This window comes from Chryseobacterium sp. 2VB, from assembly GCF_005503635.1.
Classification (GTDB): Bacteria; Bacteroidota; Bacteroidia; order Flavobacteriales; family Weeksellaceae; genus Chryseobacterium; species Chryseobacterium cupriresistens.
Window position 1 is genome coordinate 18,576 of the sequence record NZ_SCNC01000011.1, and the last position, 26,978, is coordinate 45,553.

Consider the following 26,978-nt stretch of genomic DNA (forward strand, 5'->3'; position numbering starts at 1 on the left):
TTTTTATTGATCTTAGCAGACAAATAAGGTTGATTTGTGTTCATGATCTATCCACGTTTCTTTATCATAACAATCTCCCTGGTTGGTAGGGACGTAGTTGACAGCACTTCCTTCTCCACCTTTGATGTCCTGTAGACTTTTCATTTTCTTGTTTTCCAAAGAAGAGAAGTCTCTCTTCATTCCATTTAATTTTTTCATGTGTGTAATTTTTAATTGTTTTTATATAAATCATTTGTGTCAAATTAACCCTTGACTTTGGGTGAATAATTCTTCCTATTTATTATACACTGTACACTTGTATTGTAATCCGAAATGAGAATTCTGGTGGCTCCATTGGTGATGAGGATATTGGCAAATAGGTTGAAATAGTTCATAGGTTAGTAAGACCATATATTTTTATACTAAAACATTTCATAATAATCTAACAAGAGGTTTCACAGGTTTTATGCTCATTAAAAAGTCAGTTTGATATTGTATACAGACAACATAATTCTGTTGATAGGTATCTTGTATCTCAGCTGAATCATTTCTGAAATTTTCTATATATTTCAGAGTAAGAGGTAACTTATTTTTTTCTTTGAATTTCTTTTTCATAAATATTCTGCTATTTCTTTTTCAAGTGCATAATTACAAATTGCGGATAATCCTAAAAACTGACCAACCGGGTTGATTTCTAAGAAATAAAAATCATTTTTGGCTTTTATCAAATCAAGTGAACCACAGTTGATATCCAGTTCCTGCATAAGGATATGTATTTTTTCTTCAATCTCTCTTGGAAGATTATATCTAACATTCCGATTCGGAACTTCGTGATTATATTTTCTATGATCAAGCTGAGTCTTCTTATCATTTTGAGAAAAAATAGCAGTAGCCCAGATTTTGCCATGAAGATAAAAGGCCCGCACTTCAAAATCTTTTTCAATCATTTCCTGAAAAAAGGTAATAAAGAAATTTTCCCTTTCCTTTTCTGTAACAAGTGAAGTATACAAAATACCTTCAGAAAAGCCACCAACTGATTTCAATATTATGTTCTCAGCAATAGATTTCGTAATGGTTTTATTCACAATTAGCTGCTCTGTGTTTTCTGCCAAGTAATAGCTCGGGACTTTCAAATCTACTTTTTTAGCCTTTTCAAGTACCAGAAGCTTGTTTAAATGGCTGTTGCTTTGTTTATTAATATGCTTTTTCATTTCAAGCATTTTTATTACATAATCTTCAAGCCAATATTGAGTTTCATTCATATGAGCATTAATGGAAGGATTCTTATATTCTTTTCTCCTAAATTGTAACCCTCCTCTGCGATACCAGACACTGCTGATATCTTCAATATAAAAACTATTTCTTTGGCTTTGCAAAAAGATTCTGTTTTGATGTGCTGTTATTTCAAAAATTTCATCTTCATGGATACGGATAAATGGCTTACCTAAAGCTTTAAGCCATTTAATAACTTCATTTGTGGTTGTTTCCTGATTAGCGGAAAGGATGAGAATCATTTTTTCTTAACTTTATCTTTTCTGATTTTAGATGAATGTTTTATACTGGGAAGGCCAATACTTTTTCGGTTACGATTAATCCGTACAGAATCCTGACTATTATTTCGTAAGCTGTATCGTACCGCAGTATTTCTATAGTAATCATACGTATCGGACATTAAGGCATATTCCTGAGGAGAACAATGGCCTGATTGTACATATTCGAACAATCTTTTCCTGAATTCAGGATATTTTTTAGAGCCAATCATATGGCTTAGCAATGTAGGCATGGCTATAAAAACATCGTTGTTTCCTAATCTTCCTATTTTTTGCCCATCAGGAAATCCATAATGTTCAAATGTCCAGAAAAAAAGGTCTGCATTTTTTTCAATATTCCTGTATACAAGAGGTATATTATCCGGTCTTCCATCCTGGTCACGGATCATGGCTATAGTAAAGGAGTCCACAAGCCTTTTATTCAGGTTTTTTTTCCAATCTGCTACTTTTTGATCGACTTCCAGACTGTCTATCCCATATTTCCTGCAGAGCGGGTAAAGTTTTTTATAGTCATTACCATAGGGAGCGGCCAGTGTAATAAGTTTGTATAGACTTTTCTTTCCACCAAAATCTTTATGATAATGATCTGCAAGTTGAATATAATTTTTATATTCTTCAGTAAGCTCCTGATTTTTGGGTTCATACTTCTGAAACAATCTTTTGAATTTTCTTATCGCTTTTTCAGGTTGATTAGCCATTCTGTAAATACTGTCAACTTCATTCACTTTGCTGTAATATGTAATGTAGTTCAATTTCCTGTTTTTGCATGATAAGAAAGAAACTAAAATAATTAAAAGAATATAATACGTATATGGTTTCATAAGCCTGTAAGGACGTTATTTATATGGTAACTTTGAAAGGAAAAAAAGGAGGGTTGCCCCTCCTTCATTAGTTTAATGTTGCTGTTGGGCTACATACAGTAATTCTGCCTATATAAGTTCCTCCCGGTGCTGTATAGGTGTCGTATTCTTCACAGCCTTCTCCAGCGGGAACATTAGATTTAACATTATAGCTGCCTCCCTGAATTGATTTAAGATCTTTCAGTTTTTTGTTTTCCAAAGAAGAGAAGTCTCTCTTCATTCCATTTAATTTTTTCATGTGTGTAATTTTTAATTGTTTTTATATAAATCATTTGTGTCAAATTAACCCTTGACTTTGGGTGAATAATTCTTCCTATTTATTATACACTGTACACTTGTATTGTCAATCTGAAGAATACATTTTGTCAACGTTGATGGGATAAAACTATAAATATTTAGATCACTTTATAGGGATAAAATGTGTAAATGATTTGTATTTTGCTTTGTGTACAAATGCAAATTTTACTCTGAATGGGAGCTGGGCTTTGGTGAAATATTTGAAATTCGAAAAAGTATAAATTACATACCGGCTATAAAAAGAAAGCTAATGACTCTAACAATAGTTTGTACGGTAATATTTTCTATTGTACAATACCAGAAAATAAGGGATGTAAGCCTGGAAATAAGATGTTGAATAACTTGTTTTGGGTACTATTTGTATGCTTCTTGTGATTTGTTTTATTTAAAATCAACTTTTTTAGCACCAAAAACCACGTAAGTATCCCCTCAGTTTTTATAAAAAACCTCTGGTTTTAAAACTTTGGATATTAACAAATGAATTTTAAGTATAAAAAAAGCTTTTCAATCTCAAGATGAAAAGCTTTCAGTTTAGTATAAAGTAAAATATTTATTGTTACTCAGAAAACACCCCCTGGAAAAAAGATTCTAAAGCGGTATCATGATCCAGACCGAACTTCTTTTTCAGACGGTATTTGGTCATTCTTACACTTTTGGGTTCTACATTGAGGAGGTTGGCAATTTGTTTGGTGTCCATTCCCAGATAGAGGTAAGCACAGTATTTCAAATCCAGAGCAGTAAGTTTTTGTTTAGCTTTTTCATTGATATTTTTGAAGAAATCAGGATGCAGTTCCTGAATGGTGAATCTGATTTTTTCAAAATCATTGTCAACCCGATTTTCTCCTTTTACCACCTGATGAATATTAATATCAGTATCGGAAAGCTGGGTCTGAAGCTGCTGCAGAACCTCATTCTTATGCTGAATATGAAGCTGGCTCGCCAGTACCTCACTTTGAAGTTTTTGCTGCTGAAGGGTAAGTAGTTCCTGTTCTGCCCTTAATCTGGCCTGCTCTTCCTCCTGAAGTTTGACCTGCATCTCTGCTTCATGCTTTTCTGTATCAAGCTTATTTTCCCTTTCTATAGAATATCGCAGTTTAAAATGATAAGATCGGAACATAAAGAAGGCTCCAATCAATCCTATGATTCCCAGTATAATATAAAGAAGTTTTTCCTTTTTCAGACTGGCCGTTTTTTCGGTGAGAGATCTGAGTTCAGATTCTTTTTTCTGCGATTGATACTGAGCTTCCAATCTTTTTGCAGTTTCAGCCTGGCCTTCATCAAAGAGAAGATTGCTGTATTCTGTTACTTTTGTCTCATACTCATAAGCTTTCCGGTAATTTTTCTGTTTTGCATAAAGCTCTGCAAGGTTTTTTACCACATTGATCATCACGTGATAATAAACCGGTTGCTGGGTAAGCAGAATCTGTTCAGCTTTCAAAAGGTATTGCTCTGATAAAGCATCATTCTGATCCCGTGAAGCGAGATTGCTTAAAATACCAAGCGCACCTGCCTGCATACTCTGATTAAGAGTGGTGTGCTGTGTAAGGGATAGGATTTCGTGGGCATTATTCTGAATTTCCTTACGGATTTCGGGAGTCATAACCGGATAGCTCAGATAATAGTTGGTAAGATTCAGCAATGCCATTGCATGCACATGGGCTGAGACATGACCGGGAAATTGATGGTACAGGCCAACAGCTTTCTTACACATCTCTATGACGGGTTTCAGATCTTTTAAGTTTTCGCTTTTCTCATATTGAAAGGAGTAGCAGACAGCCAGCGCTGAATAGGTAGAGCTGAGTAAATTTTTGTTTCCCGCCTTTTCAGCAAGCTCTATGGATTTTTTGGCATATCTGGTGGCATTGTCAGCATCGTTCCATTCCGTATAAATTCCATACAGGAGATAATTGAGCTTTGCATTTAATAAGATTTCAGAAGGTTGTTTTTCAACGGTGGGAAGAACTTTCTGAACAAGCCTGATTGTACTTTCAAGTTCGCCAAGTGCATTTCTATAATAGATATTCAGATAGCTGGCATATAATTCAGCCGTTTTGTTATGACTCTTTTGAACAATTGTATTTGCAGCATCCAGAATAGGTGGAATCTTATCATATTCAGACTGATTAAGCTTGATGATTCCCTTTTGAGTAAGCGCTTTTACTTCTTCAGCATAATCATTTTCTTTTTTAGCAAGATCAATTTGCTGCTGAACATATTTCTCAGCTGTAGCATATTGATCGCTGACTCTGTAATATTCGGTAAGTTCATTGTAAATTCTGAATTTTTCTGCGGTAGAAATATGACCTTCATTCAACTGGTTCTTAAGACCATCAATAAATGTATTCTGTGCGGGATATAAAGTGCAGATAAAAAGTATACAGTATAAAAGTAAGTACTTTAATTTCATAAGGTGAAAGTACAAAAATTGTAGACACCTGTCAATTTCCTGTCTGAAAAAGTAGAACTATGTTTCGATTTTAATTTGTTGGATATTAGTTGTTTAATTGTTTTTGTAGACATTTTGTAGTCATCTGTAATCAGCATTGAAGATGTTTTGTAGTTGCTGAAAAGAAGCCTGAGATCTTTTTCTTCTGCAATTTTGGGCCAGAAAAAATCAAAGAGTATTAATTAAAAATTTTACAGCTATGGACAACAAAACCTTATCAATTGTTTCTTACATTACGCTTTTCGGATGGCTGATATCCTTCTTTATCGGAAAAGAAAAGTCGAACAGCCTTTTAAAATACCATCTGAAACAATCATTGGGATTAATTCTTTTTTCTATTTTTTTATCTGTCATTCTCAATATTGTATTGATGGTTACTAAAATCGGAATTCTGGGAATATTAGGTTTGATTCCTTTGGTGTTAATGATTATCGGGATTATTAATGCAGCCAACGATGTTGAAAAACCTTTACCCTTGATCGGAAAAATGTTTGAAGATAAGTTTTCTTTCATTAGATAATATCTGATGATTAACAGGGTAAAAAAGACCATTTTGAAAATAATAAAATCAGACAGCCAAAAAATGGTAAAAATAGGATAGCTATAATCATGAAACTGGCTGGTCTTATAACGAATATAATGTGCTGATTTGACAGGATAAAGGTAATTTTAACGCCCATTTTAAAAAAGAAAGGAAGTATGGATTTTGAAATTTTGAAACAGCAAATTGAAGACGCTGCAAGGAAAGCTTTTTTAGAAGTGTATGAAAAGCATGGAGCAGAAGGTATTTACAGTTTTGCTTTGTACAGTGATGAGGGAGCAATGACGATTTGCCCTGCTGCCAATACATTGAAATCTATGGAGAATACGGATGACGAAGATGCTCTTTATTATAAATATGAACCGGCAGAATGGACCTATGAAATGGAAGGAGCCAATAAAGAATTTGATGAGATCTGTACCCAATTGAGGGCAGAGCTTACTAAACATGATGACGATGGTCATTGGTTTGAAGGTTTTCAGATGAAGTTGTACTCTACCTGTATCGAAGTGCTGGAAAAACTTAAAAAAGAGAACTTTTTCACAAAGATCACGGGCAAAGAGATTTTCCTGATTTTCACAGTCTCAGACTATGAGTTTGAGAAGGAAAAGCTAAAAGATCTTATCGTCAGACTTAACGATAATGAATACAAAATTGAATATCTGAACTGGATGGCTGCCTGGGGCAATTAAAAATATGATGCATAAAAAAACACTTTAAATATATACCTATGAAGCCCGATAAAAATAATTGTCTCAGAAGCCCTCTTATACAGTAATAATAACAGAAGAATCTCATCCAAAATACAAAGAACAATTACATTACTTATGAACAACTACCAATTTTATAAACAGGAAGGAAACCAATATATTTTTAAAAACCAGCCGGTATTTGTATCCGTGCTCTGTATTATTTTCCTGATTGTAGCAGCATTACTCTTTAATAGCGTAAGAACTTTCAGTTATGTTATTATTGCTGTAGTAGTACTTATTATGATCAATTTCTTTACCAAGAAATTCGTTATTGATATGGACCGGAAAACGATTACCGGAAAACACTCCATTTTTGTTCCGGTAAAAACCTATCCCATAGAGAATTTCAGAAATTTTCATGTTTTGGCCACAAAATATATGGGTTTTATCACCACAAATGTAATGCTGTCTATGTATTTTGAAGTAGATGGAAAAGAAAAGCAGCTTACCATAGGTCAGGCTCTTACTCAGAAAGGAATCCAGAAAATGGTGAATGAGACGGAAGATATAATGAATCTAAATAATCCTGAGAATGGATATCAGAGACCGCTATAGATTTGAAGAAAACGGAAGTGAAATAAGCTTTATGCCGAATTACAGTTTCCTGCGCACTCTGGTATGGTGGCTGGGATTGGGAGTGATTGCACTTCCTGTTATTGTGTATTATTTTAGGGATAAGATGTCTGGCGACCAGTTTAAAATAGCAATGGGGTTATGGGCTATTTATATGATTTATTTCCTGTTTGACCTTCTTTTCATAATTCCTGTGAAATATATTTTTGATAAATCAGAAAAGTGTATTTACAGAAAACTGTTACTTTCCAAAAAGCTGATGAACTTTGATGAAATGACCTATTTTATTAACGATGAAAGAGGTGGGTATTACTATTCCATCGGAAAGAAAAGAAATCAGTTTGTAAAAAACTACAGAATCAGCAATTACTTTTCCGGATCTAAAGCTTCTGAAAGAAGAGAAGATGAATACATCAAAGAAATATTATGTCCTGTTCTCATCGCTGTTGGAATTCCTTTGAATCAACCGGAACAATAATAATCAGGGTAAAAACTAATACAATGAAGAGTGGGTGTATAACCATTCCCCTCCGCTGGAGGGGTGGCGGAAATTCAAAGAATTTTTGACGGGGTGGTTTTATACACAATAACAAAAAACTCCGGCGGTTTCGAAGAAACCGCCGGAGTTTGTCTATATAATACCTTATTTTAAGCTAAAATTCTCTTTACAGCTTCTTTTACTGCAGCCGCATCAATTTGATACTTTTTCATCAATTCTGCTGGTGTTGCAGACTCTCCGAAAGTATCATTTACCGCTACAAATTCCTGTTTTGTAGGTCTTCTTCTTGCAAGCATACCTGCAACAGATTCTCCTAAACCGCCAAGATAGTTGTGCTCTTCAGCCGTTACAATTTTACCTGTTTTTTCTACAGATTTTAAAATGATCTCTTCATCAAGAGGCTTGATCGTGTGAATGTTGATCACCTCACAAGAAATACCTTCTTTCTCAAGTTCATCAGCCGCCACAAGAGATTCCCATACAAGATGTCCTGTTGCAACAATCGTTACATCAGTACCTTCCTGAAGCATGATTCCTTTTCCGATTTCGAAAGGCATATCTTCAGGGATGAATACAGGAACCACAGGTCTTCCGAATCTTAAATATACAGGACCTTCAAAATCTGCAATCGCTAGGGTAGCAGCTTTAGTCTGGTTGTAATCACAAGTGTTGATCACGGTCATTCCGGGAAGCATTTTCATCATACCGATATCTTCAAGAACCTGGTGAGTAGCCCCATCTTCTCCTAAAGTAAGACCTGCGTGAGATGCACAGATTTTTACATTTTTGTCAGAATAAGCAATAGACTGACGGATCTGATCATATACTCTTGAAGTAGAGAAGTTCGCGAAAGTTCCTGTAAAAGGAATTTTTCCTGTAATACTAAGACCTGCAGCAATTCCCATCATGTTCGCTTCTGCAATACCGATCTGAAAGAATCTTTCAGGAGCCTTTTCAATGAATTTCTCCATCTTCAAAGAACCGATAAGGTCTGCACAAAGTGCTACTACATTAGGATTTTTGTCCGCTAATTCTGCTAATCCTGCTCCGAATCCTGAACGGGTGTCCTTTTTTTCTGTATATGTATATTTCATTTTTTACTAAAGTTTTTGATCATTGATAAATGATGAGTGATTAATCATATTATAAAGTTCCAGAAGCATCATTTATCAATAATAATTTATCATTTATAATTAATAATCAGCCGGAGCTTCCAGATACAATTGCTTGAATGCCGTGTCTAACTGCTCATCATTAGGAGCTTTACCATGCCAAGCATGAGATCCCATCATGTAATCAACTCCGTATCCCATTTCTGTATGAAGAAGGATGGCTACAGGTTTTCCTTTTCCGGTTTCTGTTTTTGCTTTCTCAAGGATTGCAATGACTGCTTCAAGATCATTACCGTTCTTTTCTTCCAAAACAGTCCATCCGAATGCTTCTAGTTTTGCATGAAGATTTCCTAAGCTTAATACATCATCGGTATCTCCGTCAATCTGGCGCCCGTTGTAATCAATAGTAGAAATGATGTTATCTACTTTTTTAGCAGAAGCATACATCAATGCCTCCCAGATCTGACCTTCCTGAAGCTCACCATCCCCGTGAAGAGAGTAAACAAGAGACTGATCACCATCTAATTTTTTACCCTGAGCTACTCCAAGTGCTACAGAAAGCCCCTGTCCAAGAGAACCTGAAGCGATTCTGATTCCCGGAAGACCTTCGTGAGTAGTTGGGTGTCCCTGTAATCTTGAATCTAATTTTCTGAAAGTGCTCAGTTCTTCAACAGGGAAGAAACCAAATCTTGCTAAAGTAGAATAGAATACCGGAGAAATATGTCCGTTTGATAGATAAAAATGATCTTCATTTTTGCCTTCCATTGTGAAAGGAAGTTTATAGTTCATCACTTTACCATAAAGGGCTGTAAAGAATTCTGTACAACCTAAGCTTCCACCCGGGTGTCCTGAATTAACAGCGTGAACCATTCTTAAAATGTCTCTTCTGATCTGCGTAGTAAGAGTCTTTAACTCCTCAATACTTTTACTCATTATATCTGATTTATTTGTATGCGAATTTACAATTTTTTACCGGCTTACGGAAATGCAAAAGCCCGGAGATAAAACCCCGATCTTTGTATGATTTTAATATTTTTCCGCTTTTAACAACCTTCATTAAGGTAAACGGAGATTTCGGTCACTATATTATTAACAAATTTAAAGCTTAACAGCGTTCCTGCCTGGCTGTCTTCAAGATTAAAATAACCGGTGTCTTTAATCGGTTTGCCATTAGAGTCCCAATCCGGGCGCACACTAAAGTTGGGGTAATTTCTGTAGGCATTGATCAGGTCGTCGCGGGTGCTTCCAACTCCGATTCCACTTTTGGTTTTGAACTTTTTACTAGTTGTTGTCATATAGGTAATCGAAGGAACACTTGGATTGGCCTCATTAATGTAATTATCAAAAAGATCAATCTGTATGGTTTCTCCATTATACTTTACCATGTTTTTTTTCTCTCCACCCGTGTTAACCAGCTTTGTTCCTGCAATTTTTTCAGCTTCAGCCTTCGGCATAAAGACTTTAAACGGCCCGATTCTTAATGTTGATAGTTCAAAATTGTCCTGAGCACTCATAAAGCTGAATGTTAATAGGAAAGCGAAAAATGAGATAATTTTTTTCATAGTTTTTAGGTTTGTATTTTTTTTATTTTTATTAATTTTTAATTCTGTTTATTTTATACATTTCAAAGATATTAAAATCGTAAAAGTATCTGTGTAAATAAAAGGAAAAATTATAGTTAATTTGTTTTAGCTTAATGTCTTTATACAGGCATATTTTTACATTCTCTACAGATTTATATTCAATTTTCTGTTTTTTGTATGCAATAATCTGATTAATTTAATTAATTTTATAATTCCAGATTATTTGAATTATTATTCCTTGCTTAATTATTTTTTAGCTTGGTCTTATTATTTGAATGAATAAAAATTACAAACCATTATATATGAAAATTAAACAATTATTTTATCTGGGGATATTTATAATATCCGTTTCCTCCGGGAAAGCACAGGATTTTTTTACAGTAATTAGTGAAAGATCCATTAAAGCAGATCCTAAAAACAGAACAGTACAGCCGGAAAAGGCACTGACATACACACTGGATGTAACCGGAATGAAAAGCTATTTTAATTCCGTGCCGGAATTGAAAGATAGTGATCGCAAAGATAATGCCCCTATTATTGTTCTGCCAATGCCTGACGGCACCAAAGCAAAATTCAGAATCTGGAAATCTTCAGTGATGGCTCCCGGGTTAGCCAGCCAGTTTCCTCAGATTGTTACTTTTACAGGACAGGGAATTGATGACAAGTACGCCACCATAAAACTGGATTTTACAGAACTGGGATTCCATGCACAGATAAAATCTATAGTAGCCGGAGATTCTTATATTGATCCCTATGCAAAACAGGATATCAGCAATTATATCATTTATAAAAAAAGTGATTTGATTGATAAAAATCCAAGGTCTTGTGGAGTAAAGGATGAGGACGAGTCTCCCCTGGGAAAAAAAAACGCTCAAAAGACCATAGCACCAAGCGTAGGAAATCAAATTAGAGTTTTCAGACTTGCGGTGGCTTGTACGGGAGAATATGCTGTAGCAGCAACGGGTACCGCCACACCTACTGTAGCACAGACACTTTCAGCTATAGTAACCTCTGTAAACAGGGTGAATGGAGTTTACGAACAGGAAGTTGCTTCAAGATTGGTGCTGGTGGATAATGAAGCCAATGTGGTCTTTACAAATGCCGCTACAGATCCGTTTAACGGAAATAACAATGCCAGCACGTTAATTAATGAAAGCCAGACTCAGATTGATTTATTGATAGGAAATGCAAATTATGATATCGGACACACCTTCAGTACGGGTGGCGGAGGGTTAGCCGGATTGGGAGTAATCTGTAATGCAACCAATAAAGGAAGAGGGATCACCGGTTCACCTAATCCTGTTGGAGATCCTTATGATATTGATTATGTAGCCCATGAAGTAGGGCATCAGTTTGGTGGTCCGCATACATTTAATGCTATTACAGGGAGTTGTAATGGTAACCGTATTGCATCTAATGCTGTAGAACCTGGAAGCGGAATTACCATAATGGCTTACGCCGGAATTTGTGGAAGTACCAATAACCTGGCTCCTAACAGTATTCCGACTTTCCATACCAAATCATATCAGTCTATCACAACAAAAGTTCAGTCAACAACATGTCAGGTTACGCTTCCTGTTAATAATTTTGCTCCAACAGTAAACGCCGGAGGTGATTATACCATCCCGAAGAGTACACCATTCAGATTGGAAGGTTCTGCGACAGATATCGATAATAATCCGCTTACGTACAGCTGGGAGCAGAATGATGTAGGCCCGGCAGGCGACTGGAATGCTCCTACAGGAAATGCACCTCTGTTCAGATCATACGTACCTGTAACCGTTCCTTACCGATATTTCCCAAAACTTACAGATGTAATCAATGGTACGGTTTCCAAAGGAGAAGTTAGACCATCTTATGCAAGAACGATGGAGTTCAGACTGACCGTAAGAGATAATAATGCGGGTTGCGCCGGGGTAGCCAATGATGATGCTGTTATTACCGTTGATGGAAATTCCGGACCTTTCAATGTAACTGCACCTGCTACAGCGGTAAGCTGGGCTGGTAATTCCACTCAGACGGTAACATGGGATGTCGCCAATACAACGGCATTTCCTGTGAATGCTGCTACTGTCAATATTTATCTTTCAACAGACGGCGGTCTTACCTATCCTACACTGATCCTGGCTTCTACTCCGAATGATGGTTCTGAAGCTGTTACTATTCCTAACGTAAATACCACACAGGCAAGAATTATGGTGGCTGCAGAAACGAACGTATTTTACAACATTAACCCTGTCAACTTCACCATTACTCAGACATTGGGTGTGAACGAGACTGCTGCCAATAAAGATGTATTTGTAGTATATCCTAATCCAAGTAAAGGACTTCTGAATGTGAAATTTACCAATTCAAATGAAGTATATGATATTACAGTATACGACGTAAGCGGAAAATTAGTGTTCACTCAGGCAAATAACAAATTGAATCATGATAAAACAGGGTCTTTTGACTTGTCACATCTTGTTCAGGGAGACTATCTGATCAAAGTTAAATCTAAGAACTTAGAGAAAACAATCAAGTGGATTAAAGAATAATCTATTTCATTGATTCCAATAAAAAGAAAAAGGCTGTCTCCATTGAAAACAGCCTTTTTTATGTTTTTATAAGTGTTAAACGACTTTTAAGTGCTGCTTGTTTTTTACCAGCCACAGACCAATGAAAGTCAGCAATCCGTTAAGCACAATCAGTTCTACACCGATTCTGTAATCTGTATACGTGGTAACAGCAAGATTGATTAAATAGGTAAGGATAGGGGCAAAAATAGTTACCGCAAGAATTGAATATTTTCTTGAAATCTGGAACCTGGTGAAAATTCCAAAAGCAAAAAGTCCTAAAAGCGGTCCATACGTATAACCTGCAATTTCCATGATCAGGTACACAATGGATTTATCATTTAATGCCTTGAAAACCATGATCAGGATAAAGAAAACGACAGTGAAAGTTAAATGCACTTTCATACGAAGACGTTTCTTCTCATTTTCAGTTTTGGTTTTATCCTCATTAAGGTTTAATAAATCTACACAATATGAGCTTGTTACAGCTGTTAAAGCACCGTCTGCGGAAGGAAATAAGGCTGAAATTAATCCGATGATGAAAATAACAGAAATAGCCATAGGAAAATATCCCTGAAGCGATAAAGCCGGGAAAAGATCGTCTCCCATTACGTTTTTAATGTTTCCTGCCGGATCTTTAAATCCGAAAATATTCGTTACCGTTTCACCGTTTATAGTCCCATATTCCGCTCCATGCTGCAGCGCAAAAAGGTATAACAACCCTCCCAGGAACAGGAATGCAAGGTTCACGATAAGAAGTGTTCCAGCGAAGGTCAGCATGTTTTTCTTTGAATTCTTAAGGTTGTCTACAGAAATATTTTTCTGCATCATTTCCTGATCCAGGCCTGTCATGGCAATGGTAATGAAAATTCCTCCCAGAATGGTTTTCAGGAAAAAGGTTTTGGAATTAGGATCAAAATTGATGAAATGCGTATAGTTTTTCTGTTCCAGAATCGTATAAGCTTCACCGAATGATAAATCCAGGTTGGATAAAATATAAACAATACAAGCTACAAGGCTGATGATCATAAATGAAGTCTGCAGGGTATCTGTAATAACAATCGTTTTTACACCGCCTTCAAAAGTGTACAGAAGTACCATCAGCAGAAGTACAAGGGAAGTTACCCAAAACGGAACTCCCAACCCTTCAAGTAAAAATATCTGTAAAACATTCACTACCAGGTATAATCTTGCGGTAGCTCCAATCGCTCTTGAAATAATGAAAAAGATAGAACCTATTTTATGGGCTTCCACGTTAAATCTTTTCCCCAGATACGTATAAATAGAGGTTAGATTCATCTTGTAATAAAGCGGTAAAAGTATCGCTGCTACAATAAAATATCCGATGAAGAAACCGATCACCATCATATAGTACTCAAAACCTCCGTAAATATATTCGGAGCCGGTCATTTTTCCGACGGTTCCCGGAACTGAAATAAAAGTAACCCCGCTCAGACTGGTTCCTATCATCCCGAATGCTACGAGCCACCATTTACTCTTTTTGTTACCGATAAAAAAAGACTGGTTATCAGAATTCCGGCTGGTGAAATAAGAAATCACCAAAAGACCGATAAAATAGACGAAAACAAATAACAAAAGGATAGTTCCTGGATTCATTCTTGATTTTTAAATTTTAGCAAATATATAAAAAAGATCAGTCGTGAATCATGAATTTAAAAACCTGTTCATTTCCTGGCAGATTACAATTGTTAATTTACTTTCAGCCAATGTTTTTCATTAAAAATAAAAACCCTTCCAGAGACTGTCCGGAAGGGTTGTATCGTAAGGGTGTAATACAGTGACTAATTCACTAAAACATCCTGAAGTTCCTCACTTTTCTGGAAACTTGCTTTAGCAAAAGGACAGAGGGGAATAATCTTTTTATCATTTTTTCTGGCAAAATCTACGGCTGCCAGAAGCATTTCCTTACCTACACCTTTTCCGTTGTAAGCTTCTTCCACCTCGGTGTGGTCTATAATAAATCTTTCTTCTCCTGCCCAGGTATACGTCATCATTCCTGCGCGTCTTCCATCTATGAAAGCTTCAAAACTTCCGTGTTTTTCGTCGTTGTTTTGTTTTACTTCGATCATATTATGAGAATTTAGTTAGTATTTCTATGTCGTTGGTTAATATTTTGTGAACAGGGCATGCGTCTGCAATAGTGTGCAGCCTTTTACGCTGCTCATCATCCAGAATACCTTCAAAGCTGATCTCTCTTTTGAAAACTGCTCTTTTTGTTAATGGGAAATTTTCAAGCTCTACTTCTACATTGATGCTTTCCACATCCCATTCTTTTCTTTCAATATACATTCTCAATGTAGCTGCGGTACAGCTTGCCAATGACGTAGCCAGAATTTCCAGCGGATTGAAACCCTTGTTCTGTCCGCCTTTATCAATCGGTTCATCCGTAATGATTGTGTTTTCGCCGGCTGTTACTTCTGTATAATATTTTGTTTTTCCTAAACTTGCTTTTACCGTTACCGCCATTATTTTTCTGTATTGAATTTATAACTTAATGCACCCGAAGGGCATAAGTCTATTTGATTTTTAAGTTCTTCAGGACTTGCGTTTTCTGCTTTTATCCAGGGTCTTTCTTTAGGATTATAGACTTTTGGAAGTGTTTTTACACATATGGCAGAGTGGATGCATTTCTTAGGCTGCCAGATGACAGTAATGTTTCCATTAGGATATTCGTGTGTTTCCATATCAATTTTCTTTTAATGTTTTTTCGATTCTTCTGTCCGGAATCAGCCATATAAGAGCCACGATATAATAAAAACCTATGGCAATATAAGGATAAAAAAATGAAGTAGCGATTCCCAGGACATAAAATACAATTGAGATATACTCTTTATATTTCGAATGGATGGCTTCTTTCAGTTTTGAATCTTCTCCTTCACAACGGATAATAACATGTTCCAGAATAGTGTAGGCAATGGCCGACATAATGAGCCCTATACCATATACTGCAACGGGGTTTTTTGCAAAATTTGTCGTCCCGATCCATTCCGTAGCAATTGGCATCAGAGAAAGCCAGAACAGAAGGTGAAGGTTGGCCCAAAGAATGCTGCCATTTACTTTCTTTACTGTCTGAAACAAATGATGATGATTGTTCCAGTAGATTCCTACATAAATAAAACTGAAAATATAAGCCAGAAACTTAGGAAGAAGAGGTTTGACACTGGCCCAGCTATTTCCTTCAGGTACTTTCAGTTCAAGTACCATAATGGTGATAATAATAGCAAGAACACCATCACTGAATGCCTCCAGTCTTCCTTTGTTCATTTACTTTATCTGATTTTTAAAGTTTTGTATTTTACCTTTCAGATCATTCAGCATATCAGGATTGATGACCCCGCTTTCCAGATCAAAATTTTCATAGAATTTGGGCAATGAAAAAGTACCCTTAATGTCTGCCGCAAACTGTGGGAAAAATGTTTTTGCCGTATTCATCACATTTCCGCCGCCATAGCCTCCGGGAGAAGTGCTCATCAGAAGCATGGGTTTATTCTGAAATACTTTTACATTGATCCTTGAAGACCAGTCAAAAAGATTCTTAAACGCCGAGCTGTAAGAACGGTTGTGCTCAGCAAGTGAGCAGATGATTACATCACATTCCTCAATCGCTTTTAAAAACTTGTGGGCTTCATCCGGAAAACCTTTCTTTTCAAGATCTACAGAGAATACAGGCATCGTAAAATCGTTGAGGTCAATCAGATTGATTTCCTCATCCTGAAAATCTTTCAGAACAAATTTTACCAGTTCCCTGTTGATAGAAGTGGAAGATGTACTTCCGGCAAATGCTAATATTTTCATGTTAATCTGAACTGAAATTATTTTCTGTTTAAAATAGCCTTTGGAAGCGGAACATATTCATTTTCATCGCCGGGAACCAAAGGAAATGCTTCGTGATTCTGGTCATTCCAGTTGACTTTTGCCTGATCAATTAATTCTTTTTCAGAGTTAACGAAATTCCAGAAGATAAAGCGTTCTTCATCGAATGGTTCGCCACCGAAAAGATAAACCGTTCCGTTTTCACTCATCTCGAATTCGCAAAGCTTGGTATCCTTAGCGATCATCAGTTGTTTTGAACCATAAGAGTTTCCGTCTGTAGTCACTGTTCCATCCAGAACATACATGGCCGCTTCTCCATAAAGATCTTTCCCGATGCTTATTTTCTTAGCTTCTTTTGTTTTGATCTCAATGAAAAATAATTTGCTGTGTACCGGAACTGCAGATGTTCTTCCGAATGCTTCACCAGCAATTAATTTATACTGAATGCCATCTTCCTCCCAAACCGGAATTTCATCTGCCTCAATATGATGAAAAGTAGGCTCAGACTGCTCAAGATGCTTTGGAAGACCTACCCAGATCTGAAATCCATGAAGTCTTTTATCACTGTGTCTTAAATATTCAGGTGTTCTTTCTGAATGTACCACTCCTTTTCCGGCAGTCATCCAGTTAACGGCACCCGGTTTTATTTCTATAGCACTTCCAATGCTGTCTCTGTGAAAGATAGACCCTTCCAACAGATAAGTCAATGTAGATAAGCCGATATGCGGATGTGGCGGAACATCGAGATTCTGATAATCTTTTAATTCTGAAGGTCCCATGTGGTCAATAAAAACAAAAGGTCCAACGGCTCTCTTCTCACGGAAAGGAAGAAGTCTTCCTACCAGAAAATTTCCGATATCTGCTGCTTTTTCTTCAATAATAAGTCCAATATTTGACATAATGATGTGATACTTTTAAGATATTGTTATTTAAAATAAATGATGAGTTCTGATAAAGATTTACAGTTTGTCATAGCCTTCAAATCTCTCATCTACGATACGTTTCCATTCAGGATGTTTCTTAATAAAGGCGAAAACATAAGGACAGAAGGGAAGAAGTTTTTTTCCGCTTTCCTCAATAAAATTCAATGTTTTCTCTACTACTGCAGCAGCTGCGCCGGTTCCTGCCAGTTCCGGTTCTGCCTCTGTATGTATCAAAGAAATCTGGTGCATGGTTTCACGGTAATCGATGAACGCATAATGTCCGTTGAATTCTATTTCAAATCTTTTTTCAGCTTTTACAAGAGGTATATTTTCAAATTCTGGTTTCATAATATTTGTACTAAGGGTTCTGCATTTCCTATAAATGCAGGAAATTGCTTGTTAAGACAATTAAACCTTATAGGTTCATAAAACCTATAAGGTTTGCCATTATATAAAGTTAATAAAAAAGGAATAATCAAAGATTAAGATAAATTTAAATCTTTTAATCTTCCAGGTATCCGAATTTTCCGGTATTAAAATCCTCGAAAGCCTGCATGATTTCTTCTCTGGAATTCATTACGAAAGGACCATGAGGGTAAATAGGCTCATTGATAGGTTCACCGCTGATGATTAAAACAACAGCATCTTCCTTTGCTTCGATGGTAAATGTTTCACCTTCATCTTTAAACAATACAAAATGATCGGGTTTAACGTTCTCTTCTCCATTAATAATAATACTTCCTTCAATAACCAAAGCCGCAGTATTGAAATGGGCAGGGAAATTAAATTCTGCTTTTCCTCCTGCTTTAAGTTTTGCGTTCATCATGTGAACCGGAGTGAAAGTGCTTGCAGGTCCTTTATGACCATCATAGTCTCCGGCAATTACTTCAATAAAACCATTATCACCGAGATCAACTCTTTCCATTTTGGAGTTTTCAATAGCCTGGTATTTTGGGCAGCTCATTTTATCTTTTGCAGGGAGATTCACCCAAAGCTGTACCATCTGGAAAATTCCTCCTTCTTTTGCCCACTCTGTTTCATGATATTCTTTGTGAAGAACTCCTTTGGCTGCTGTCATCCACTGAACATCACCTTCTCCGATAACACCGCCGCCGCCGGCACTGTCATGGTGTTCTACTTTTCCGCTATATGCTATGGTTACGGTTTCAAAACCCCTGTGCGGATGCACCCCGACACCTCTCGGTCTGTCTGATCCGTTGAAATGAAATTTTGAATTATAATCCAGCATAATGAACGGATCCATTCTTTTCATATCCAATCCAGGAACTCCCGGAATGAAATTGTGAACCCTGAATCCATCGCCTACAAAGTGCGCAGGTTTTGGAGATACTACGATTTCTATTTTTTTAGTTGCCATCACATTGTTGATTTATGTAAACAAAATTACCATACATATATGCGAAAAGCATTGATCTGTGTTAAGTTCGTAGAAGGGTAGAATACAGAATATAAATTGGCGGAACCGCTTAGTAATCCGCCATAGATGCATTATTTTTATAATTTTACTTTTTTCCTGATTAATCCTCCTTAGACTGCATGTTCTTCCCATCCGAAATATGGAGTCTCCTAAACACGAATCCGGATAAAATCGTTAGTATTCCCACCGTAAGAAATGTAAGTCGGAAGGCATTATGGATTTCACCATTAATAAGATCTGTATTTTCAAATAACTTTAAAACAATCAGTCCGAAGGCAATTCCGAAGCCTATCGCCAGCTGTTGATTGACTGAGAGTAAAGAGTTTCCGCTGCTGGTCTGGAAATTTCGGAGATCAGCAATGGAAATAGTGTTCATGGAAGTGAACTGTATAGAGTTGAAAAAGCCCAGTACCGCAATAATGGGAATAAACCAATATAAGGAAGTATGGATATCAGGAATAGCAAGCAGGCAGATCAGCGTTCCGATAATGAATGTATTCACCATTAAGGTCTGACGATAGCCGTATTTATCTAAAATTTTTATAACCGAGGATTTTCCGAATATAGCTGTTAAAGCCATAGGAGCAATGATCCACCCGGAAGTGACTGCAGACTGTTTATAGGCAATCTGAATCATTAGCGGAAGTAATAACGGAACGGAGCTGATTCCCAATCTGGTCGCCAGATTGCCCACAATACCCACACGGAAAGTTCTTACCTGAAACAGATTTAATGGGAAAATAGGATTTCCGCCTCTTTTTGCATGTTTATAATAATAGTACAGGAACAAAAATCCCATGATAAATACCAATAAGACAGGTGTGATATTCTGAATGTCTCCGAAAAGTTCCAGTGAAACAGAAAGCAGGAGAGAGGCTGCTGCAAAAATCAGGAAACCTTTTAAATCAAAATCTACATCATCGGATTTATAATTGGGCATGAATTTTAATCCTAAAAGAATTCCAAGCACCCCAATCGGAATATTGATCAGGAATATCCAGTGCCATGAAAGATAGTCTACCATATAACCTCCCACTAAAGGCCCGAGTACAGGTCCGATAAGTGCCGGGATAATGGCAAAGTTCATGGCTTTGAGCAGTTCGTTTTTGTCAAATGTTTTGATGAGTGCCAGTTTTCCGACAGGAGTCATCAGGCTTCCTCCAACTCCCTGAACGACCCTTGAAATAACAAGATGGGTAAGGTTTTGAGACAAAGAACAAAATAGCGAGCCCAGACTGAACAATACCAGAGAAAATATAAATATTTTTTTTGTTCCAAACCGGTCGGCAAGAAATCCGCTGGCGGGCATAAAAACAGCAAGGGTCAGAACATAACTGATGATAGCGTTCTGCATATTGAGGGGAGACTCATTCAGATCTTTTGCAATTGCAGGCAGGGAAGTATTCAGGATTGTGGAATCCAGCATTTGCATGAAAATAGCAGTGGCCAGAATTAAGGGAAGTATTTTTTTTACGGAGGTTTGTTGTGTATTTGCTTCTGTCATTTTGTACCGGCTGGGTTATAAAAAATTCCCAGACTTATTTGATTTGAAGAACCGCTTACTCTAAGCGTTTTGATTCTTAGATAAAGAAATCCATATAAAATTAAAAAAGTCCTGTGAAATTTCACAGGACTTTTTGATTTATTTTCTAGGTTTTTCTACTCCTTTCCATTCATCTCCGGCTTTTCTGTACTGGCTTAAAGTGAAAGTTTTGAAATCCTTGGTTTTGTATTCGATGTTATCGGTATTCTGTTCAAAAGGCATGATATAATAATATTCAATATCCGTTTTGTCAGACTTGTTCCCTTTTTTTACAGTAGGAACATATTTTGAGAATTTATAGCTTGGAAGATATTGTCTTAATCTGGTATAAAAAGCTTTGTCTTCTTTTTCGCTAGGAATGATATCTACAATATTAAGATCATCTTTTTTCTTGTCAATCCAGAGATAATAGGTTTTTTCTTCTCCTATATTTCTGTTGAACGAGTTGAAAGCAAATAATTCCTTTGGTACAAGCTCTTTGATTTTTTCCGGATCAACCTTAGTATAATATTGCCCTTTTGAAGGATCTACATACGTTTCCAGATTGTACATTAATACAGAATTGTTTTCAAATTTTTTATTTTTAAAATATTGATTTAATGATAATTCTGCAGTTGCTCTCAGTTCTTTGCCTCTTGCATCCAGTTTTTTGGTCGGATTCTGAGGGTTTACGTATTTTACAAATTCATATAAAACGACAGGTTTTATATCTTTAAGGTGAGGATAAGTTTTCAGTTGCTCTGCTTTTACCAGCCAGTAGAATTGTTGATAGTAGTCATCCTTATCCTGGTCTTTCACACTCTTATAAGCCAAAGCAAGCTTCTTTGAATTCAGATATTTGCCATATTTCCCTTGTCCAAAAGCAAAACTAATCGCTAATAAGGCAAATAAAACAGTAAGGTTTCTTCTCATTTTTTTATAATTGATATTTTCGTTTTCCAAATATAATTATTTATTAGATATTATTTTGGATTGTGAGTTAAATTATGCCATATTGTTATTGTTAATTCAAGAAAAAATCCTGTATTGCTACAGGATTGATAAATTATAACAGAGAGAGTTATATGTTTGAATAAAAAAATATATATTTTAATTAGTGAATTAATATTATTGGCAAGGTTAAATAAACGCTATGGTCGCAAGGTTTATATTTTAATCCCATATATTTCGTTCGCAAGGGCACTTCGTTCAGCGAGGATATCAGTTTGTCTGTTGCTAAGTGAAACGCCTTTGCGATCGTTCTTAAACACTAATGGAAATATCTTAGCGTACTCTGCGTTAAAATATCCCGAAACCCGAAACCCGAAACCCGAATCCCGCAACAAATTCACAAGCGCAGCGAATTGACCATTGACGATTCATCAATCGATTCTCTAATATGACGTTTCATGCACTTTCACTGCTCTTCCGCTTGGATCGTTCATTTTTTTGAAGGCTTCATCCCATTCCAAAGCAATAGGAGTGGAGCATGCCACCGATGGAACCGATGGAACAGTAGCAGCGGCGGTTTCACTTGGGAAATGTTCTTCAAAAATCGTTCTGTACCGGTATTCTTCTTTGTTCTGAGGAGTGTTTAGCGGGAATCTGAATCTTGCATTCGCCATCATTTCATCCGTTACTTCTTTTTCTGCTACTTCTTTTAATGTGTCGATCCATGAATAGCCTACACCATCCGAGAACTGTTCTTTTTGTCTCCATGCAATAGAATCAGGAAGCAGATCCTCGAAAGCTTTTCTCAATACCCATTTTTCAATTTTTCCTTCAGCAGTATTGATCATTTTATCTTTAGGGTTAAGCGTCATCGCAATATCCATAAATTCTTTATCTAGGAAAGGTACTCTTCCTTCAATTCCCCAGCTCATCAACGCTTTGTTGGCTCTTAAACAATCATAAAGGTGAAGTTTGCCCAGTTTTCTCACTGTTTCATCGTGGAATTCTTTTGCATTAGGAGCTTTGTGGAAGTATAAATAACCTCCGAACAATTCATCGGAACCTTCTCCTGAAAGAACCATTTTAATCCCCATAGATTTGATCACTCTTGCTAAAAGATACATTGGGGTGGATGCCCTGATGGTGGTTACATCATAGGTTTCAAGGTGGTAAATAACGTCACGTACAGCGTCCAGTCCTTCCTGTACGGTAAAGTTAACCTCATGGTGTACAGATCCGATGTGTTCTGCAGCTTTCTGAGCTGCTGCCAGATCCGGAGAACCAACCAATCCTACGGCGAAACTGTGAAGTCTCGGATACCATGCTTCCTGTGTATCGCCGCTTTCAATTCTCTGGCGGGCAAATTTTGCAGTAATAGCGGAAATGACCGATGAATCTAAACCTCCTGATAGAAGTACTCCATAAGGAACATCACTCATCAGTTGTCTGTGAACGGCATCTTCTAGACCTTTTCTCAGTTTTGAAATATCCGTTTCATTGTCTTTTACATGATCAAAGCTGTCCCAGTCTCTTGTGTACCATTGCTGAAGCTCAGCACCATCTTTGCTGTAAACGAAATGACCGGGCAGGAATGTTTCTATTTTTTTACATACCCCTTCAAGAGCTTTTAATTCTGAAGCGACATAATAGTTTCCGTTTTTGTCCCACCCCTGATAAAGCGGGCAGATTCCCATATGATCGCGGGCAATAAGATAAACATCATTTTCAGTATCATATAAAGCGAAGGCAAAAATTCCGTTGAGTTTCTCTACGAAATCTTTTCCGTATTTTCTGTACAGTGCAAGGATGACCTCACAGTCCGACTGAGTCTGAAATTCATAATCAGGAAATTCTTCTTTTAATTCTCTATGGTTGTAGATTTCACCGTTTACGGCTAATACTACTTTTCCGTCTTTCGTAAATAAAGGTTGTTTTCCGGAAGTTGGATCTACAATGGCAAGTCTTTCATGAGAAAAAATGACTTTCTCATCCTGGAAAACTCCACTCCAATCCGGTCCTCTGTGACGGATTTTTTTTGACATTTCCAATACCTGAGGTCTTAATACTTCGGTTTTTTGCTTGGCGTCAAATAAACATACAATTCCACACATAATTTTTTATTATTTATGAGACAAAAGTAGAAGTGATGTTTATAAATAACAATTAAAAATGTTTAAATGAGAAAATTTTTAATCAATTTGTGTTTTGAAGTTAAAAATTTTAACTATTTATTTGAATTATGATGTTTTTGATTAATTTTTTTCGTCGCGACTAAAATTGCATAATCTCTATACGAAATAAAAATGACATATTTATTAATATATGGTAAGTAATTATATGAATTTTACCCCTTACTTTGTGGCTCGAAATAATTTTTTTTCATCATTTGTGTTTTTACCTTCTTGCAATTCTCATGCAAGAAGGTTTTGTTTTTATTGAACCCCCAGTAATACTCCGGAAACATTCCATGAACTGAAGCTTGTTCCTTCAGTAGGACCTTGTGGAATTTTTACCTGAATCGTATGCTTTCCTGCTTTCAGATCTCCAAGAGGAATGAAATCAGGATTGGTAACCGTTCCCGGGCACCAGTTTGATCTGCTGAGGTCTGATGACGAAAGACCATCCTGGAAATTTCCGGAGGCCGGATTGTATAAACGATATGAGCCACAGTCTGTTCTCCAGGGTACAAATGAAAATACAGGTTTTCCATCCACCAATATAGAATTGGTTTTTGGAACAAATTCATCACCGTTTTCCCATCCGCCATGACCCGTTGTGGTATATCTTAGCTGAGCGTTTTTAAGATCTTTATCCAAAGTGAAATCAACAAGAAGGCCTTTATCCTGACTGAACATGGTAGAATAGTCCTGTCCTGCCATTTCCATAATGTTTAAAGTGTTGAATAACGGGATGGCTACATTATTTTTATTAACGTTTTGATCGCTTTTATGAATCGTAATATCAAGACTTACTTTGTGTCCACCTTTATCATAATTTCCAATAAAAGTTCCTATCCAAAGCTCTTTTCCGGATAGAGCAGGCTTCAATTCTGTAATATCCTGCCGGTAAGGGCTGATGGTCTGCCAGTCTTTTCCCTTAAGCTGAATATGATTAAATTTCTGAATGCCAAAAGCGGTAAAGAACCGCATCATTTCCATGGCAGGGCTATAATTGTTGGTAGTGGCTACTCCGTAATATTGCTTCCCATTTCCGTTTTCGTAAAGAGGAAGTGTTTTTGCTCCCTTTTCCAGGCCGTCAAAAAAAGACTTTTCTTTATCCTGCGGAATAAAAAATACAGTTCCGGTTCTGTCATACGCATCTCCGTTCGACTGCTGTTTTAGTTCTGCAAAAATAGTCTCTCCCTCTGTAATAGCAGGAAATTTTATTTTTTTTAGGATAATAGTTCCCTTGGCGTATCTTTTTATCTGGCCGTCAGATTTTGAGGCATCAGAGAAATTGATGATTTCGTTCTCAAAAACATTCAGCGTGGTAAATCTGCTTTTCCAAAGAAGGTCTTTATATCCCAGCTGATCAGTTGTCTGTATTTCTCCTTTTATGATACTTTCAATTCCGGTATTCTTTATTTTTTTGATTGAAGCGGCAGTCGTTAAAGAGTTCTTATTTCTTTCCACTTCCAGAACCAATCCTAAATTCTGCCCCAATACAGATGGGCCGCCTTTCAGCTTCAAGTCATTCGTATACCAGACTTCAATGGTATTCGAATTGACTTTCGTAACGGCTTTTTTGCAGTTGTATCCCAGGATTTTTTTCGTTTCATTGGCCAGTTCAAAATCCTGTTTTCCTACAGATTCAGCATCTGAGGTTGAGATGATTGAGCCGGGTTTTAAAAAGGCATAAGAAACTATAGTATTGGATGGCTTTTCCACCTTAGTAATTTCATAAGGATAGCTGCTTTTTTGTTCTCTGATTGTACTGTTAAGAATGAAATTTTCTTTTTCATTGACCCAGATAATTGTAGAAGGCTGATCAGTTAATGCTTTTCCGTTATAAGAACTGGAGTACTGAATTTCATAGGTCTGTGCAGAAAACAGACAGTATAAAAAAACAGCCAGAAAATTGAAAACAATTCTTGTATGCATAAATAAATGAGTTTGCTGCAAAGTTACTCTTAACTTCTCACAGCGTCAAACCGGTTTAATCTATACAGTTAGTAGAAAACGTACTGTAAATGTTACAAAAAATGTTACATTTTTTTTGCAAGATTTTAAATAAAAAAAACTACTCCAGAAAATAGAGTAGTTTAAATATCGTTTAGAGGATTTAGATTAAGAAACTCTTTCAATCAAAGCCATGTAGAATCCGTCATACCCTTCGCTAGGCATTACTTTTTCATCTTTAATCATCTTGAATCCCGGATTGTTTTTGATAAATTCTTCTACCTGAAGATTGTTTTCAGATGGAAGGATAGAACATGTTGCATACACCATTTTTCCTCCTTTTTTAAGCATTTTAGAATAATCCTGAAGGATCTGTTGCTGCTCCTTTTTTATTCTGTCAATAAAGTCCTGGTCAATTTTCCATTTACTGTCCGGATTTCTTTTTAAAACCCCAAGACCTGAACATGGAGCATCAATAAGAAGTCTGTCAGCCTTTTCATGAAGTCTTTTGATCACCTTGTTATCGGAAATCATACGGGTTTCAATGTTGTGGGCTCCGGCTCTTTTGGCACGACGCTTCAGTTCTGCAAGCTTCCATTCAAAGATGTCTAATGCTATGATCTGACCTTTGTTTTTCATTAATGCGGCTAAGTGCAATGTTTTTCCTCCTGCACCTGCACAGGCGTCTACTACTCTTTGTCCTTCTTTTACATCAAGAAAATACCCGATTTTCTGAGAAGAAGCATCCTGAACTTCAAATAATCCTTCTTTGAAAGCTGTGGTAAGGAAAACATTTTTCTTTTCTTCCAGCTGAACAGCGTCAGGATAACCTTTAACAGGATAAGAAACAACACCCTCATCTGAAAGATCAGAGATAAGTTCTTTAGTGGTTGTTCTTAAAGAGTTTGCTCTTAAAACCGTAGGAGCCTGCTCGTTTAAAGCAATCATTTCTCTTTCCCAGCTGGCACCCAGTTCTTTTTCAAGAGTTTCAGCAAGCCATTCAGGAATAGAGTGTTCTATCGCTTTTGTAGGAACAGTGTTCTTTTTAAGTTTGGTAAGAATGTCGGCGATTTTGATTCCGTCAAATTCTTCAAATTTTTTATAATTGGTTTTACTCCAAAGTAAATACGCAATAATCAGTTTGTAGATATTGTTGGGTTTTACACCTTCACCCATATAGTATTCAAGGCGTTTTTTCCAACGGATAATATTGTAAAAAATTTCAGAAACAACGGCTCTGTCCTGGCTTCCCCATTTTCTGTTGGCTTTCAAAAGTCTTTCAATAACTTTATCGGCATATTTGTTTTTCTCAAAAAATGTCTCCTGTAAGGCATCGTGAATTCCGATTGCCAAGTTTCTGTGAATAAGTTCCATAAATTTGCTTCGCTGTTTGAATCTGCAAAAATACGACTTTTAATTGAGAGTTTGGAATTTGGGTGGGGAGA

The 26,978-nt window shown here is 36.6% G+C and carries 27 protein-coding genes; 5 read left to right on the plus strand and 22 right to left on the minus strand.

Features of this window, described 5'->3' with window-relative positions; translation table 11 throughout:
* Positions 1-12 precede the first annotated feature (12 nt).
* From FFS26_RS11960 to FFS26_RS11980, 5 genes are all read right to left on the minus strand, one after another.
* Positions 13-198: a TIGR04139 family peptide modification target gene (locus FFS26_RS11960; protein WP_110010848.1), complete on the minus strand. Its 186-nt coding sequence runs from the start codon at positions 196-198 to the stop codon at positions 13-15.
* Positions 199-590: 392 nt separating this feature from the next.
* Positions 591-1,493 carry a grasp-with-spasm system ATP-grasp peptide maturase gene (gene gwsG, locus FFS26_RS11965; RefSeq protein ID WP_110010850.1) on the minus strand — a complete coding sequence of 301 codons (903 nt, stop codon included), beginning with the start codon at positions 1,491-1,493 and terminating at the stop codon, positions 591-593.
* Complete coding sequence (locus FFS26_RS11970; RefSeq protein ID WP_137905128.1) at positions 1,490-2,281, minus strand: hypothetical protein; 792 nt, start codon at positions 2,279-2,281, stop codon at positions 1,490-1,492. Before FFS26_RS11970 ends, gwsG begins: the two co-directional genes overlap by 4 nt.
* Positions 2,282-2,417: 136 nt before the next feature.
* Entirely contained in the window at positions 2,418-2,627 is a 210-nt protein-coding gene (locus FFS26_RS11975; RefSeq protein ID WP_110010852.1) for a TIGR04139 family peptide modification target, read from the minus strand.
* Between the two features lie 615 nt (positions 2,628-3,242).
* Positions 3,243-5,093 (minus strand): helix-turn-helix transcriptional regulator, encoded by a 1,851-nt coding sequence (locus tag FFS26_RS11980; RefSeq protein ID WP_110010853.1) that lies wholly within the window; start codon positions 5,091-5,093, stop codon positions 3,243-3,245.
* Between the two features lie 238 nt (positions 5,094-5,331).
* Here FFS26_RS11980 and FFS26_RS11985 point away from each other — a divergent pair, with 238 nt between their 5' ends.
* From FFS26_RS11985 to FFS26_RS12000, 4 genes are all read left to right on the plus strand, one after another.
* Entirely contained in the window at positions 5,332-5,652 is a 321-nt protein-coding gene (locus FFS26_RS11985) for an import component protein (RefSeq protein WP_110010854.1), read from the plus strand.
* Positions 5,653-5,831: 179 nt separating this feature from the next.
* Positions 5,832-6,365 carry a DUF4303 domain-containing protein gene (locus FFS26_RS11990; RefSeq protein WP_137905129.1) on the plus strand — a complete coding sequence of 178 codons (534 nt, stop codon included), beginning with the start codon at positions 5,832-5,834 and terminating at the stop codon, positions 6,363-6,365.
* A 135-nt stretch (positions 6,366-6,500) separates the two neighbouring features.
* Positions 6,501-6,980 carry a hypothetical protein gene (locus tag FFS26_RS11995; protein ID WP_110010856.1) on the plus strand — a complete coding sequence of 160 codons (480 nt, stop codon included), beginning with the start codon at positions 6,501-6,503 and terminating at the stop codon, positions 6,978-6,980.
* The gene (locus FFS26_RS12000; protein WP_228406541.1) at positions 6,958-7,476 is read left to right on the plus strand and encodes a hypothetical protein; all 519 of its coding nucleotides are present in this window, start codon (positions 6,958-6,960) and stop codon (positions 7,474-7,476) included. The genes FFS26_RS11995 and FFS26_RS12000 overlap by 23 nt, the downstream gene beginning before the upstream one ends.
* Positions 7,477-7,646: 170 nt before the next feature.
* Here FFS26_RS12000 and FFS26_RS12005 read toward each other — a convergent pair whose 3' ends face one another.
* The 3 genes from FFS26_RS12005 to FFS26_RS12015 all read right to left on the minus strand — a co-directional run bounded on the left by FFS26_RS12005 (position 7,647) and on the right by FFS26_RS12015 (position 10,171).
* Entirely contained in the window at positions 7,647-8,591 is a 945-nt protein-coding gene (locus FFS26_RS12005) for a transketolase family protein (protein WP_110010857.1), read from the minus strand.
* A gap of 99 nt (positions 8,592-8,690) precedes the next feature.
* Positions 8,691-9,575: a transketolase gene (locus tag FFS26_RS12010; protein ID WP_228406544.1), complete on the minus strand. Its 885-nt coding sequence runs from the start codon at positions 9,573-9,575 to the stop codon at positions 8,691-8,693.
* Between the two features lie 77 nt (positions 9,576-9,652).
* Positions 9,653-10,171 (minus strand): hypothetical protein, encoded by a 519-nt coding sequence (locus tag FFS26_RS12015; protein WP_110010859.1) that lies wholly within the window; start codon positions 10,169-10,171, stop codon positions 9,653-9,655.
* Positions 10,172-10,494: 323 nt separating this feature from the next.
* Between FFS26_RS12015 and FFS26_RS12020 the strand changes: the two genes are divergently transcribed.
* A complete protein-coding gene (locus tag FFS26_RS12020; RefSeq protein WP_171006297.1) occupies positions 10,495-12,729 on the plus strand; it encodes a reprolysin-like metallopeptidase in 2,235 nt (744 codons plus the stop codon).
* A 75-nt stretch (positions 12,730-12,804) separates the two neighbouring features.
* On the opposite strand, the gene FFS26_RS12025 is transcribed toward FFS26_RS12020, so the two are convergent.
* From FFS26_RS12025 to FFS26_RS12090, 14 genes are all read right to left on the minus strand, one after another.
* A complete protein-coding gene (locus FFS26_RS12025) occupies positions 12,805-14,364 on the minus strand; it encodes a sodium:solute symporter (RefSeq protein WP_110010861.1) in 1,560 nt (519 codons plus the stop codon).
* Positions 14,365-14,549: 185 nt separating this feature from the next.
* Positions 14,550-14,837, minus strand: a complete 288-nt coding sequence (locus FFS26_RS12030; protein ID WP_171006298.1) for a GNAT family N-acetyltransferase — start codon at positions 14,835-14,837, stop codon at positions 14,550-14,552.
* Between the two features lies 1 nt (position 14,838).
* Positions 14,839-15,234, minus strand: coding sequence for an OsmC family protein (locus tag FFS26_RS12035; RefSeq protein WP_110010862.1), 396 nt, complete (start codon positions 15,232-15,234; stop codon positions 14,839-14,841).
* Positions 15,234-15,452 (minus strand): (4Fe-4S)-binding protein, encoded by a 219-nt coding sequence (locus FFS26_RS12040; protein WP_110010863.1) that lies wholly within the window; start codon positions 15,450-15,452, stop codon positions 15,234-15,236. The genes FFS26_RS12035 and FFS26_RS12040 overlap by 1 nt, the downstream gene beginning before the upstream one ends.
* A gap of 1 nt (position 15,453) precedes the next feature.
* Positions 15,454-16,032: a TMEM175 family protein gene (locus tag FFS26_RS12045; protein ID WP_062675413.1), complete on the minus strand. Its 579-nt coding sequence runs from the start codon at positions 16,030-16,032 to the stop codon at positions 15,454-15,456.
* On the minus strand, positions 16,033-16,563 hold the full coding sequence (locus FFS26_RS12050; RefSeq protein ID WP_110010865.1) for an NADPH-dependent FMN reductase: 531 nt from the start codon (positions 16,561-16,563) through the stop codon (positions 16,033-16,035).
* Between the two features lie 17 nt (positions 16,564-16,580).
* Positions 16,581-17,480 carry a pirin family protein gene (locus tag FFS26_RS12055; RefSeq protein WP_110010866.1) on the minus strand — a complete coding sequence of 300 codons (900 nt, stop codon included), beginning with the start codon at positions 17,478-17,480 and terminating at the stop codon, positions 16,581-16,583.
* Between the two features lie 60 nt (positions 17,481-17,540).
* Positions 17,541-17,852, minus strand: coding sequence for a GNAT family N-acetyltransferase (locus tag FFS26_RS12060; RefSeq protein ID WP_110010867.1), 312 nt, complete (start codon positions 17,850-17,852; stop codon positions 17,541-17,543).
* A 154-nt stretch (positions 17,853-18,006) separates the two neighbouring features.
* Positions 18,007-18,882, minus strand: coding sequence for a pirin family protein (locus tag FFS26_RS12065; protein WP_110010868.1), 876 nt, complete (start codon positions 18,880-18,882; stop codon positions 18,007-18,009).
* Positions 18,883-19,042: 160 nt separating this feature from the next.
* Positions 19,043-20,446: an MFS transporter gene (locus tag FFS26_RS12070; RefSeq protein WP_137905131.1), complete on the minus strand. Its 1,404-nt coding sequence runs from the start codon at positions 20,444-20,446 to the stop codon at positions 19,043-19,045.
* Positions 20,447-20,584: 138 nt separating this feature from the next.
* Positions 20,585-21,427 (minus strand): hypothetical protein, encoded by an 843-nt coding sequence (locus FFS26_RS12075; protein WP_227944262.1) that lies wholly within the window; start codon positions 21,425-21,427, stop codon positions 20,585-20,587.
* Positions 21,428-21,858: 431 nt separating this feature from the next.
* On the minus strand, positions 21,859-23,526 hold the full coding sequence (gene asnB, locus FFS26_RS12080; protein WP_137905132.1) for an asparagine synthase B: 1,668 nt from the start codon (positions 23,524-23,526) through the stop codon (positions 21,859-21,861).
* Positions 23,527-23,847: 321 nt separating this feature from the next.
* Positions 23,848-25,515: a GLPGLI family protein gene (locus tag FFS26_RS12085; RefSeq protein WP_137905133.1), complete on the minus strand. Its 1,668-nt coding sequence runs from the start codon at positions 25,513-25,515 to the stop codon at positions 23,848-23,850.
* Between the two features lie 186 nt (positions 25,516-25,701).
* The gene (locus FFS26_RS12090) at positions 25,702-26,907 is read right to left on the minus strand and encodes an RsmB/NOP family class I SAM-dependent RNA methyltransferase (protein ID WP_137905134.1); all 1,206 of its coding nucleotides are present in this window, start codon (positions 26,905-26,907) and stop codon (positions 25,702-25,704) included.
* Positions 26,908-26,978: the final 71 nt, after the last annotated feature.